Origin of the sequence: Streptomyces sp. NBC_00525 (assembly GCF_036346595.1) — a bacterium.
GTDB lineage: Bacteria > Actinomycetota > Actinomycetes > Streptomycetales > Streptomycetaceae > Streptomyces.
The window spans coordinates 3877433-3889751 of the sequence record NZ_CP107834.1; the positions used below are offsets into that span (position 1 = coordinate 3877433).

General features: G+C 74.7%; 12 protein-coding genes. All 12 read left to right on the forward strand.

Translation table 11 applies throughout. From position 1 onward, the window contains the following. Positions 1-130: 130 nt before the first annotated feature. A complete protein-coding gene (locus tag OG710_RS17300) occupies positions 131-1648 on the forward strand; it encodes a phage tail sheath family protein (protein ID WP_111337040.1) in 1518 nt (505 codons plus the stop codon). A gap of 65 nt (positions 1649-1713) precedes the next feature. Next, positions 1714-2154 (forward strand): phage tail protein, encoded by a 441-nt coding sequence (locus OG710_RS17305; protein WP_111337042.1) that lies wholly within the window; start codon positions 1714-1716, stop codon positions 2152-2154. Continuing rightward, positions 2151-2651 (forward strand): hypothetical protein, encoded by a 501-nt coding sequence (locus OG710_RS17310; RefSeq protein WP_111337043.1) that lies wholly within the window; start codon positions 2151-2153, stop codon positions 2649-2651. The genes OG710_RS17305 and OG710_RS17310 overlap by 4 nt, the downstream gene beginning before the upstream one ends. Beyond that, positions 2648-2806 carry a DUF6760 family protein gene (locus OG710_RS17315; protein WP_018553076.1) on the forward strand — a complete coding sequence of 53 codons (159 nt, stop codon included), beginning with the start codon at positions 2648-2650 and terminating at the stop codon, positions 2804-2806. Before OG710_RS17310 ends, OG710_RS17315 begins: the two co-directional genes overlap by 4 nt. 4 nt (positions 2807-2810) lie before the next feature. Then, the gene (locus OG710_RS17320; protein WP_330240148.1) at positions 2811-5780 is read left to right on the forward strand and encodes a hypothetical protein; all 2970 of its coding nucleotides are present in this window, start codon (positions 2811-2813) and stop codon (positions 5778-5780) included. Between the two features lie 17 nt (positions 5781-5797). Then, positions 5798-6223, forward strand: a complete 426-nt coding sequence (locus tag OG710_RS17325; protein ID WP_111337046.1) for a phage tail protein — start codon at positions 5798-5800, stop codon at positions 6221-6223. Between the two features lie 112 nt (positions 6224-6335). Then, positions 6336-7025 (forward strand): CIS tube protein, encoded by a 690-nt coding sequence (locus OG710_RS17330; RefSeq protein ID WP_443064331.1) that lies wholly within the window; start codon positions 6336-6338, stop codon positions 7023-7025. Then, positions 7022-8794, forward strand: a complete 1773-nt coding sequence (locus tag OG710_RS17335; protein WP_330240149.1) for a VgrG-related protein — start codon at positions 7022-7024, stop codon at positions 8792-8794. The genes OG710_RS17330 and OG710_RS17335 overlap by 4 nt, the downstream gene beginning before the upstream one ends. Before the next feature lie 92 nt (positions 8795-8886). Next, complete coding sequence (locus OG710_RS17340) at positions 8887-9195, forward strand: PAAR domain-containing protein (RefSeq protein ID WP_330240150.1); 309 nt, start codon at positions 8887-8889, stop codon at positions 9193-9195. Further along, the gene (locus OG710_RS17345) at positions 9192-9596 is read left to right on the forward strand and encodes a GPW/gp25 family protein (RefSeq protein WP_330240151.1); all 405 of its coding nucleotides are present in this window, start codon (positions 9192-9194) and stop codon (positions 9594-9596) included. Before OG710_RS17340 ends, OG710_RS17345 begins: the two co-directional genes overlap by 4 nt. Continuing rightward, positions 9596-11551 carry a putative baseplate assembly protein gene (locus OG710_RS17350; RefSeq protein WP_330240152.1) on the forward strand — a complete coding sequence of 652 codons (1956 nt, stop codon included), beginning with the start codon at positions 9596-9598 and terminating at the stop codon, positions 11549-11551. The genes OG710_RS17345 and OG710_RS17350 overlap by 1 nt, the downstream gene beginning before the upstream one ends. Next, complete coding sequence (locus tag OG710_RS17355; RefSeq protein ID WP_330240153.1) at positions 11548-12108, forward strand: phage tail protein; 561 nt, start codon at positions 11548-11550, stop codon at positions 12106-12108. The genes OG710_RS17350 and OG710_RS17355 overlap by 4 nt, the downstream gene beginning before the upstream one ends. The last annotated feature ends 211 nt before the right edge of the window (positions 12109-12319 follow it).

Below are 12319 nucleotides of genomic sequence, written 5' to 3' on the forward strand. Positions count from 1 at the left end.
GTGTGACCGGCCCTACAGGCCCGGAAAGGCAGCGGCCCTGCCCCCCGGCCAGGACTTTGGGGCCTACTGCCCGCGCGCACCCGCTGGGAAGACTGGGCGGGCGAACGACTGACCAGCCGAAGGAGCGAGCATGCCGTCGTACCTCACCCCAGGTGTTTACGTGGAGGAGGTGCAGTCCGGAGCACGGCCCATCGAGGGAGTCGGCACCGCGGTCGCCGCCTTCGTCGGCTTCGCTGAGACCGGCCCGTTCCACCGGCCGACGCTGGTGACCAGCTGGGACCAGTACGTTTCGACCTTCGGCACCTTCACCCCGGACACGTACCTCACGCTCGCCGTCCACGGGTTCTTCAGCAACGGCGGCGGCGCCGCGTACATCGTGCGCGTCGGCGGCCCCGCCGAGGGCGCCCCGCAGGAGATCGCCCCGGCGCCCTCCGTGGCCATCGGCGGCTTCCTGGTCTCCGCCCGGCCCGGCGCCGGCGACGGCATCTCCATCGAGGTCGCCGACGCCGAGGGCGAGAACCCGCCGGAGGACCGGTTCCGGCTGCTGGTGCGGCAGGGCGGCAAGGTCGCGGAGACCTTCGACACCTCCGTACGCAAGAATGTCAAGGGCTACCTGGTCACCCAGGCCCGCCAGTCCAAGCTCATCGAGGTCACCGAGCAGCCCGGCGCCGCCCAGAGCCGCCCCGAGAAGCAGAGCCTCACCCTCGCCCCCGCCACTCCGGGCACCGCCACCGGCCGCACCGGCGCCGTCGAGTTCGTCGGCGACGCGGCGGAGCGCACGGGCATCGCGGCCCTGGAGGCGATCGACGAGATCACCATGGTGGCCGTCCCCGACCTGATGAGCGCCCACCAGCGCGGCGACCTGGACGACGAGGGCGTCCGCGCCGTACAGCTCGCCGTCATCGCGCACTGCGAGCAGATGGGCGACCGGGTCGCCGTCCTGGACACCCCGCCCGGCATGAACGCCCAGCGCGTACGCACCTGGCGCAACGACGACGCCGGCTACGACTCCCGCTACGCCACGGTCTACTACCCCTGGCTCAAGGTCCTCGACCCGGCGTCGGGCCGGCAGACCCTGATGCCGCCCAGCGGCCACGTCGCCGGTGTCTGGGCGCGCAGCGACGGCGAGCGCGGAGTCCACAAGGCGCCCGCCAACGAGGTCATCCGGGGCGCCCTGGACCTCGAACTCCGGCTCAGCCGGGGCGAGCAGGACCTCCTCAACCCGATCGGCGTCAACTGCGTGCGCGCCTTCCCCGGCCGGGGCATCCGGATCTGGGGCGCCCGCACCCTCTCCTCCGACCCGGCCTGGCGCTACCTCAACGTCCGCCGGCTCTTCAACTACCTGGAGGAGTCCATCCTCCTGGGCACCCAGTGGGTCGTCTTCGAGCCCAACGACGACCGCCTCTGGTCGAGCATCCGGCGCAACGTCACCGCGTTCCTCTCCGAGGAGTGGCGCCGGGGCGCGCTCTTCGGCCGTACGGCGGAGGAGGCGTTCTACGTCAAGTGCGACCGGGACAACAACCCGCAGGAGTCCATCGACCTCGGCCAGGTCGTGTGCGAGATCGGCGTCGCCCCGGTGAAGCCCGCCGAGTTCGTCGTCTTCCGCCTCTCGCAGTTCTCGGACAGCACCAGCCTCGTGGACGAGTGACCCACCCCGCCCCAGGGGTGACCCGGCAGGCAACAGACAACGAACGGAACAGGTGACACACAGTCATGGCAGAGGGCGACGCTCTTTCCACCCACGTCTTCGGCGTGCAGCTCGGCGGCTACCTCGTGGAGTCCATCCAGGAGATCAGCGGGCTGACGGTCGAGGAAGAGGTGGTCGAGGTCCGGCAGGTGACCTCCACCGGCAAGCAGATCATCCGCAAGCAGCCCGGCGCGCGCCAGGCCGGCGAGGTGACGATCACCCGAGGGCTCGACAAGAGCAGCGAGTTCACCAAGTGGATCAAGGAGACGCTGAACAACGGCGCCGTCGACACCGCTCGGCAGAACCTCACCATCGAGATCAAGGACTCCAAGGGTGAGACCGTCCGCCGCATCCAGCTGATGCAGGGCTGGGCCAGCCGCTGGGAGGGCCCCTCCCTCAAGGCCGGCGAGTCCAGCGCGGCCACCGAGACGGTCACCATCACCTTCGAGGAGATCGTCGTCGAATGAGGCGCAGGACCGTTTCCGGCGGCGGCCTCGAAGAGGTCCTGGACTCCCTGGCCGCCGCCGCGCCCGCGCAGCGCGAGGCCGCCCCGGCGGCGGCCCCCGCGCCCACCCCGGCCGCCCCGCCCGTCCGCCGGCCCGACGAGTTCGACTTCGAGCTGCCGCGCGGCTACGTGGACGACGAGGGCCGGGTCCACCGGACCGGCACCATGCGGCTGGCCACCGCCCGCGACGAACTGCGCCCGCAGATCGACCTGCGGGTCAAGGAGAACCCGGCCTACCTCAGCGTCGTGCTCCTCAGCCAGGTCATCACCCGGCTCGGCACGATCACCGATGTGCACGCCGGGGTGGTGGAGCGGATGTACGCCACCGACGTGGCGTTCCTCCAGGACTTCTACCGCCGCATCAACAGCGAGGGCCACACCCACGCGGCCGTCACCTGCCCGCTGTGCCAGGGCACGTTCGAGGTGGACCTGTCGGGTGAGCGCCTGGGGGAATCGTGACGTACGCGCCTTCCCGGCTGCGGGAGGAGCTCGCGTACATCGCCTACCACTTCCACTGGCAGCGTGAGGAGATCCTCGACCTCACCCACGGTGAGCGGCAGGAATGGGTGAGGGAGATAGCGCGGATCAACACCCGCGTCAACGAGAGCGGGTGAGGGCGTGGAGTTGAAGGGCTGGTTCCGGCGGAGCACCGTCCGCGCGGAGCGTACGCCGGTGCCCGAGCCGGTCGCGCCCGAGCCCGCGACCGCGCCCGCGCCGCCCTCCCCGCGCCCCGGCGCGGACTGGGACGGCGGCTGGCGCCGCGTCGCGCCCCCGGTGGTCACGGTCGCCCGCTCCTCGATCGGCGTCAGCGACGGCCTGCGCTTCCGCTCCCGCCTGGCCTCGTGGCAGAACGTGGCCTACAGCGACGGCGAACTGGGCCATGCCGTCCTGCCGACGGCCCCGGTGGGCCGCATCCACGGAGTGACCCACACACCGGGCACGCCACGCACGGCCCCGGAAGGCACCCCGTTGGTGCTCCGCACGGTACCGGCGCCTGCGGACGGGGTTACGGGGACGGACGCGCCTTCCGGCGGGGTTACGGGTACGAGCCCGGCGCCCCGGACCGGTCGGGGCGCGGACGCGCCCAGGCGCGCTGTCCGGGTGGTGTCCGGCTCGGCGCGGGCCGCCGGGACGACGGCGGGAACTCCCCGGACGAGCGATGCCCCGGTACGGGCCCGGCGCACGGCGCCCCCGTTGATCGTCGCCCGCCGCCCGATGACGGCCCCGCGCACGGTGCCCGCGATCGCGACGAGCGCGGTTCCGGCGCAGGCGCCGGGGTCGGCCCCGGTGGTGCAGCGGTCGGCCGAGGCGCCGGCGGTACGCCCCGCGCTGGGCGAGCCGGTGGCCGAACTGCCCTCCGGGCCGGCCGTTTCGGCCCCCGCGACGGGGGGCGAGCCGGTCCCTGCGGCGGAGCCGGAGCTGCCGGTGGTGCAGCGCCGGGTGGACGGGCCTGTGGCGCCTGTGCCGACCTCGCCGGGCACCGCCCCGGAGCCGGTCCCGCCGGTGGTGCAACGGCACGTGCGGGCGTCCGCGCACTCCGCGCATCCCGCGCCTTCCGCGCCTTCCGCGCCGGAACGGCCCGCCGAGGGGTCGGCTGTCCGGCGCCCGGCGGACGCTGCTCCGGTGCGTCCTGTGCTGGGTGAGGCGCCGTCCGGCGCGGAGCCGGTGGTGCAGCGGCAGTTGGCCGCACCGGGGGAGGCTACGGAGCCGGTCCTGCCGGTGGTTCAGCGGAAGGCGGACGCGCCCGTGCCGGGGGTGAACCCGGAGCGCCCGGTCACCGGAGCGTCGGAGGCACCTGCGGTGCGTCCCGAGCCCGTTGTGCAACGGCGGGCCGAAGCACCCGTGGCCCCCGTGCTGGGCGCGGCCCCGGAGCCTCGTCCGGTCACCGCTGGGGCGTCCGACGTACCTGTGGTGCGTCCCGAGCCCACCGCACCGGAGACGCCCGCCGCCTCGGGCCCGGCCCTGCCGGTGGTGCAACGCCAGACCGACGACGCGCCCACCACGCCGGAACGGCCCAGCAGCGGCCCGGCGTCCACGGGCCCGATCCCGCCCGTGGTGCAGCGGAAGGCGGACGCGCCCGCGCGCCCCGCATCGGAGCGGCCCGGCAACAGCCCCGCCCCGACGACCCCGGTTCCGCCGGTGGTGCAGCGCGAGGTGAACGCGCCCGCGCGCCCCACGTCGGAGCGGCCCGACAACAGCCCCGCCTCGACGAGCCCGGTCCTGCCCGTGGTGCAGCGTCAGGCGAGCACGCCTGCCCGGCCCGGCAACGGCCCCGCGCGCCCCGCGCCGGGTGCGCCGGACGCGCCCGGCGTCGTACCCGTCCCTCCCGCCCCCGCCGTTCAGCGGCGTACATCCGACGCGCCGCCCGTCCGGCCCGCCCTGGGGGCGCCGCTCGGCGAGCTGCCCGCCACCGCGCGCCCCCTGGGCGCAACCGCACCCGCGCCCCAGCCCGCCGCCGAAGGCGGCCCCGCGCTGCCCGTCGTACAGCGGCAGGCCGACGCACCCGCGCCCACGGGCCCCGACGCACCCCCGGCGCCCCAGCGGCCCTCCACCCGCCCCGCGTTGGGCAAGCCGATGCGGGCGATGCCGTCCGCAGCGGCCCCGTTCGCGGGCCCCCTGCCCGTCGTGCAGCGGCAGGTGTCCGACGCCCCTGCCCCGCCCCCGGTACCGGGCGCCGCACCCGACTCCGCACCCCCCGCCGGCCCCGGCGCGCAGGCGCGTACCCGAGGTGGGCTCGGCGCGCCCATGTCCGCCCTCCCGCCCACCGCCGGCACTCCGAGCGGCCCCGCGCCGACGCCCCCGGCCATGCCCCTGCGCAGCGCGCCCGCCCCGCAGCCCCGCGCCCCGCAGCCCCCCGCCGTACAGCGCACCGCTATCGCCCCCGTCCGTATCCGCAGCGTCCGCACGCCCTCCATCGGCACCGCGCCCGCGCCCGCCCCCGTGCAGCGGGCCCGTGCTCTGCTCACCCGGCGGACGCTCGCCGTGCGTACCGGCGCCGCCGAGGGGTTCACCGCACGTCCGTCCGCCGCACCCACCCGGCCCGTCGTCCCGGCGACCTGGCCGCGCCAGCAGACACAGCAGGCTCAGCAGTCACAGCAACCCCAGCAGCCACATCAGCCCCAGGCGGCCCCGGCCACACACGCCCCACTCGCCACACCCGTCGCCCACCCCGCCCCCCTGCAGCGCGTCGCCGTCCACCCCGCTGCCCCGCCCGCACCCCACGCGCCCCTTCCCGCGCGTCCCACGCCGCACTTCGGGCAGGAGCCGCCGCCCCCGGAGAACCTGGTCGGGCCGCACGAACCCCGCGTACCGCAGAAGCTGTCCGCGCGCCCGGCGACGGGCCAGGCGCCCGGCGCGGCGCCCGTGCAGCGGCTCGTCGCGGGGGTGCCGGTCACCGTGGTGCAGCGGCAGCCCGCGCCGGGGGCCGCCCCCGCGCCGGAGCCGCCCGCGGCCGAGCGCCCCGCGCCCCCGGACGTGGACGTCGAGGACCTGGCCCGCCGGCTCATCGACCCCGTCGCCCGGCTGCTCCGGGCGGACCTGCGGCGGGGCAGGGAACGTACCGGACGCCCGTACGACGGCCGCCGCTGACAAGGGAAAGCAAGCAGATGACGGACAACATCTTCGCGACGAGCGTGTTCTTCACGCTCGCCATCGGCGGAAACGACCTCGGCGCGTTCCACACCTGTTCCGGCCTGGGGGCCGAGGTGGAGGTGGAGCAGTACGCCGAGGGCGGCAACAACGGCTTCGCCTGGCAGCTGCCGGGCCGGATCACGTGGACGAACATCACGCTCACCCGCCCGGTCACCGCCGACACGCTCAAGATCGCGCGCTGGCTGAACGAGACGACGCAGCGGGTCGAGCGCAAGGACGGCGAGATCGTCGCCCTGCGCCCCGATCTGACGCGGATCATCAGCTGGCAGATCCAGGGCATCGTGCCGGTCCGCTGGCAGGGCCCGTCGTTCGACCCGGCCAGCTCGCAGGCCGCGATCGAGACGCTGGAGATCGCCCACGAGGGCCTGGTGCCGTCCTGATGCCCCGCCGTACTCCGTACGTACGCGCCCCGTACGCCCACCACGCCCCGGAAGGAGGGACACCGTGGCCGCCGCTGCCCGCACGAGCCGTGCCCGCGCCCAGCTGACCATCATGGAGCCGCCGTCGGACGTCGGCGCCAAGCCCGGCGGCACGCTCGCCCGGCTCACGCTCCAGTTCAACCCGGCCTCACTTTCCCTGAGCAAGACCACCGAGTGGCGCCGCACCCCGTCCCGTACGGCGGGCGAGTCCGCGCTGCCCGAATTCGTGGGCAGCGGGCCCCGCTCGCTCTCCCTCGACGTGTTCCTGGACGCCACCGCCACCCACGACAACTCCGTGGAGAAGGCGGTCGAGCAGCTGATGACGGCCTGCGTGCCGACGCCGACCAGCCTGGGCCGGAAGAAGCCGTCGAGCCCCTGGGTGCGGTTCGACTGGGGCACGTCCACGACCACGTCGTTCGACGGCGTGCTGGCCGGCCTCTCCGTCTCGTACACGCTGTTCGACGTGGACGGGAAGCCGCTGCGCGCCACCTGCTCGCTGTCCATCGAGGAGGCGAGCGTCGACCCGGCCGGGCAGAACCCGACGTCCGGCTCGCGGGAGGCCCGCCGTACGCACACGGTCGTCGCCGGGGACAGCCTGCCGCTGCTGGCCTGGCGGGAGTACGGGGACGCCACGGCCTGGCGCACGATCGCCGAGGCCAACGACATCGACGACCCGATGCAGCTCGCCCCCGGCAGCGAACTTCTCGTGCCCGCCCTTGAGGACGACGCGGCGGAAGCGGGCGTACGGGAGGCGGCCCGGTGACCGGCCCCGCCCGCTCCTTCGCCGCCGACCCGATCGTGGAGGCCCCCGCCGAGCTGCCCGCCGCCTGGGCCGCCCAGCTGGTGAGCTGCGCGGTCGACGAGAACGTCGGACTCCCCGACAGCGCCGTACTCACGTACCGCGACCCGTACCACACGCTGCTCACGGCCACCGGGATCACCATCGGGACGCCGCTGAAGATATCCGTGGTCACCGTCCAGGAACGGGCGCGCGAGCGGCTGTTCACGGGCGAGGTGACCGCGCTGGAACTCGACAGCGACACCACCGGATCGTTCACCGTCGTCCGCGCCTACTCCAAGGCGCACCGGCTGCGGCGCGGCCGGAAGGTGGTCGCGTTCCGCAACATGAAGGCCGCCGACATCGTCCGCAAGGTCGCCGCCGGGGCCGGGCTGCCGTGCGGGAAGGTCGAGGCGGCGCCCGTCATGTACAAGCAGCTCACCCAGCCGAACATCTCCGACTGGGACTTCCTCCAGTACCTGGCGGGGGAGTGCGGGGCGCATGTGCGCGTCGACGAGAACGGCGTGCTCCAGTTCGTGAAGCCGAAGCCCGCCGCCTCGGCGCCCGCCCCGTCCACCTCCGCGTCCAAGCACCCGATGGTGCTGGAGTACGGGCGCAACCTGCTGGCGCTGCGGGCCGTGCTGACCGGCGCGGACGGGGCGGACAGCGTCGAGGTGCGCGGCTGGGACGTGGAGACGAAGACCCGCCTCGTCGCCCGCGAGCAGTCGATCCGGTCCACCACCGTGGTGCCCGGCGCCAGCCCGTCCGCCGCGGCCGGGGCCTTCGGCCCGAACGCCCGGATGACCGTCGCGGACACCCCGTACCGGACGCAGGCCGAGGCACGCGCGGTCGCCGGGGCGGTCGCCGCGCGGGTCTCCTCCGGCTTCGGCGAGATCGAGGCGGTCGCCGAGGGCAACCCGAAGCTGCGGGCGGGCGAACCGGTCGCACTCGGCAACGTGGGCCCCGCCTTCGCCGGGCGCTACACCGCGACCGCCGCCCACCACACCCTGGACCCGCAGGGCGGCTACCGTACGACGCTCCTGGTCAGCACCGACCCGGACCGCTCGCTGGCCGGGCTCACCGGCGGCGGGGCGGCGCCCGTGCCGGGGCCCCGGATGCCCGGCCTCGCCATCGGCGTCGTCACCGACATCCGCGAGGGGCGGGGCGGCGGCGAACGCGGCTCGGTACGGCTCAAATTCCCCTGGCTGGACGACACGTACGTCACCGACTGGGTGCGCACCGTGCAGTGGGGCGGCCAGGGCGGCGGCGGGGTGTTCAGCCCCGAGGTCAACGACGAGGTCCTGGTCGGCTTCGAGCAGGGCATGCTCGACAGCCCGTATGTGCTGGGCGGGCTGTACAACGGCGTCGACAAGCCGTCCCCGCACGACGTACCGCTGGTGGACCCGACCAGCGGCAAGGTCAACCGCCGCTCCCTGGTGTCCCGTTCGGGCAACCGGATCGAACTGCTCGACACCCCGCGCGGCCCGTCCGGGGTACGGCTCGCCACCGGCGACGAGCAGCTGGAGATCACGCTGGACGAGCGGCGCGGCGAGATCGCGCTCAAGGTGTACGCGCGCGGCACCTCGCGCGTCCTCAGCTCCCTGTCGCTCGACCGCTCCGGTATCACGCTCGACGCGGGCACCGGCGACGTCCGGATCAAGGGTCGGCAGGTGAACGTCAACGGCAAGACCGGCGTCACCGTCGACGGCGGACTGCTCGCCGTCCTCAAGGCCGCACTCGTCCGCATCAACTGACGCCACCAACTGATGTCACCAGCTGACGCCACCCACTGACGCCCACCGACGCCCCGAACCGCATCACCGCATCACCGAGGAGAGCAACCGTCATGCCCCAGGCAGCCCGAACGGGCGACCCCACCGTCCACGGGGGCGTCATCGGCACCCCGCCGCCGGGCGCGGTGGCCGTGGCCACCGTCCTGATCGGCGGCAAGCCGGCCGCCGTCACCGGCAGCCTGCACGTGTGCGTGATACCCCCGCACGCCCTGCTCGGACCGGGCAACGTCATCATGCCGAACCCGGCCGCCGGCACCGTCCTCATCGGCGGGCTGCCCGCCGCCCGCATGGGCGACACCACCAGCTGCGGCGCGAAGATCATCATGGGCGCGCCGAACGTCCTCATCGGAGGCCCGGTATGAGCGAGGGATTCATCGGCCGGGGCTGGGGCTTCCCGATGCGCGTCGGCGCCACCGGCGGCATCGGAATGGTCGAGCGCGAGCAGGAGATCGAGGAGGCCATCGGCCTGATCCTCGGCACCGCGCCCGGCGAACGTCCCATGCGGCCCGAATTCGGCTGCGGTATCCACGAGTACGTCTTCGCGCCCGGCGACGGCGCGACCGCCGGACGCATCGCGCACGAGGTGCGGACCTCGCTGGAGCGCTGGGAGCCGCGCATCGAAGTCCGGGACGTCGTCGTCGCGTTCGACACCGTCGAGGAGGGCACCCTCTACATCGACGTGCACTACACCGTGCGGTCCACCAACGACCTGCGCAACCTTGTCTTCCCCTTCTACACCATCCCGGAAGCGGGAGCCCGCTGATGTCCCTTCCCCCGCCCAACCTGGACGACCGCCGCTTCCAGCAACTCGTGGACGAGGCCAAGCGGTACGTCCAGCAGCGCACCCCCGAGTGGACCGACCACAACGTCTCCGACCCCGGCGTCACGCTGATCGAGACATTCGCGTACATGGTCGACCAGCTGCTGTACCGGCTCAACCGGGTGCCCGACCGCAACTACCACGCCTTCCTCGACCTCCTCGGCGTCCAGCTCTACCCGCCCGCCGCCGCCCGCGCCGACGTCGACTTCTGGCTGTCCGCGCCGCAGCCGGACACCGTGCGCCTGCCCGCAGGTACGGAGGTGGCGACCGCGCGCGGCGAGACCGAGGAGGCGGTCGTCTTCTCCACCGACGAGGACCTGGCCATCGTGCCCAGCTCCCTGGTCCGCCTCGTCACCGTCCCGGTCGGCGGCGAGCAGACCGACCGCACCGGGCCGCTCGGCGAGGGCCGCGACATCCCCTGCTTCCAGACCCGCCCGCAGCCCGGCGACGCCCTGCTGTTCGGACTGCCCACCGCCGTGCCCCGCTGCATCGTCGCCGTACGCCTGGACAGCCGGGTGGAGGGCGTCGGCGTCGACCCCCGGCAGCCGCCGCTCGTCTGGGAGGCGTGGGACGGCGCCCGCTGGGTGACCTGCGCGACCGGCACCGACTCCACCGGCGGGCTCAACAAGCCCGGCGAGATCACGGTGTTCGTGCCCGCCGCACACACCATGTCCGTCGCCGCCGGCACCCGCGCCGGCTGGCTGCGCTGCCGCGTCACCGAGGCCGAACCCGGCCAGCCCTTCTACTCCGAGTCCCCGACGATCCGCGAGGCCGAGGTCTTCACCGTCGGCGGCACGATCGGCGTCGAACACGCGGAGACCGTCCACGACGTGCCCCTCGGCACCTCCGAAGGCGTCGCGGGCCAGACCTTCGCCGCCCCCCGCACCCCCGTCCTGCTCGACGGCGAACCGCCGCTCGTCGAGGTGTCCTCGGACGACGGCTGGCAGACCTGGACGCCCGTCGAGCACTTCGGCGCCTCCGGCCCCGGCGACCGGCATGTGCGCGTGGACCCCGTCGCCGGCCGGTTCGCCTTCCCGCCGGAGGTCCGCGAACAGGACGGCACCATGCGGGCGTACGGGGCGGTGCCCGCCAAGGGCGCCCACATCCGCCTCGCCCGCTACCGCACGGGCGGCGGCGCCGCCGGCAACGTGGCGCGCGGCGCGATCCGCGTCCTGCGCAGCTCCGTCCCGTACGTCGCCGGCGTCACCAACCGCGAGGCCGCGCGCGGCGGCGTGGACGGCGAGACCGTCGAGAATGCCAAGATCCGCGCCCCGCAGATCCTCCGCGTCCAGGAACGGGCCGTCACCGCCCAGGACTACGAGGCCATCGCCCGCGAGGCCGCGCCCTCGCTGCGCCGGGTCCGCTGCCTGCCCGCCGCCCCCGGCGAGGGCGGCGCGGTCCGGGTCCTGGTCGTCCCCGACGCCGTCCCCGACGAGGGCGGCCGGCTCCGCTTCGAACAGCTCGTCCCGCCGGACCCGGTCCTCGCGGCCGTGGCCGGTCGGCTCGACGAGCGCCGCCTCGTCGGCACCCGCCTGGTCGTCGAACCCCCCGCCTACCAGGGCGTCACGGTGGTCGCGGGCCTGGTCGCCGACGAGGGCGACACGGACAGCGTCCGGGCCGCCGCGCTCGACGCCCTCTTCGCCCACATCGACCCGCTGCGGGGCGGCGCGGACGGCACCGGCTGGGCGTTCGGCAGGCCCGTGCAGTACGGGGAGGTCTTCGCCGTCCTCCAGGCCGTGCCCGGCGTCCGCCTGGTCGAGGAGGTCCGCCTCTTCCCCGCCGACCCGCTCACCGGCAGGCGCGGCGGGGCGGTCGACCGGATCGACGTCGCCGCCAACGCGCTGGTCTTCTCCCACCAGCACCAGATCGCCGTCACCGCCACCGGGGAGCGCTCATGACGAGGGCCGCCGTCCCCGGACTCCCCAGCCGCTACCCGATCGGCGCGCAACTGCCCGCCATGTACGCGGACGACGACTTCGCACAGCGCTTCACGGCGGGCCTGGACACCGTCCTCGCCCCGGTCCTCTCCACCCTCGACAATCTCCCCGCCTACTTCGACCCGGCGCTCACCCCGGAGGACTTCCTGCCCTGGCTGTCCTCCTGGGTCGGGGCCGGCATCGACCCGGCCTGGCCGGTCGAACAGCGCCGCGCCGCAGTCGCCCGAGCCGTCGAACTCCACCGCCGCCGGGGCACCCGCCAGGGCCTGGCGGACCTGCTGCGCCTCTGCTTCGGCGGGGAGGCGGAGATCGTGGACGGCGGCGGCGTGACCTGGTCGCCGGAACCGGACTCCCCGCTGCCGCCGGCCCCGACCGGGGAACTCCTGGTACGCCTGCGCCCCGCGCACCCGGTGGACGAGTCCCGCGTGCTGACGGTGGTCCGCGCCTCGTGCCCGGCGCACCTCACCTGCCGGGTGGAGATCCTGCCGCCCCACGACACCCCAGGGAGCCCGACATGACCCGCCCGTGCCCGGCCTGCGGCGCCGCGAACGCGGAGGACGAGGACTTCTGCGGAAGCTGCGGTACGTATCTGGGCTGGTCGTCCCGACCCGGAGGCGGGGGACCGCGGACGGCCCGGACCCCCGACCCGGAACCGGAACCGGCACCGGAACCGCCCGCGCCCGCCGTACCGGAGGGGGAGCGGCGTACGGCCCCGGAACCGTCGGCCTC

Bases quoted from the DNA above. Each gene is read 5' to 3' on its own strand.
- OG710_RS17300 (WP_111337040.1), top strand. From the start codon at position 131: ATGCCGTCGTACCTCACCCCAGGTGTTTACGTGGAGGAGGTGCAGTCC.
- OG710_RS17305 (WP_111337042.1), top strand. From the start codon at position 1,714: ATGGCAGAGGGCGACGCTCTTTCCACCCACGTCTTCGGCGTGCAGCTC.
- OG710_RS17310 (WP_111337043.1), top strand. From the start codon at position 2,151: ATGAGGCGCAGGACCGTTTCCGGCGGCGGCCTCGAAGAGGTCCTGGAC.
- OG710_RS17325 (WP_111337046.1), top strand. From the start codon at position 5,798: ATGACGGACAACATCTTCGCGACGAGCGTGTTCTTCACGCTCGCCATC.
- OG710_RS17330 (WP_443064331.1), top strand. From the start codon at position 6,336: ATGGAGCCGCCGTCGGACGTCGGCGCCAAGCCCGGCGGCACGCTCGCC.
- OG710_RS17340 (WP_330240150.1), top strand. From the start codon at position 8,887: ATGCCCCAGGCAGCCCGAACGGGCGACCCCACCGTCCACGGGGGCGTC.
- OG710_RS17345 (WP_330240151.1), top strand. From the start codon at position 9,192: ATGAGCGAGGGATTCATCGGCCGGGGCTGGGGCTTCCCGATGCGCGTC.
- OG710_RS17350 (WP_330240152.1), top strand. From the start codon at position 9,596: ATGTCCCTTCCCCCGCCCAACCTGGACGACCGCCGCTTCCAGCAACTC.
- OG710_RS17355 (WP_330240153.1), top strand. From the start codon at position 11,548: ATGACGAGGGCCGCCGTCCCCGGACTCCCCAGCCGCTACCCGATCGGC.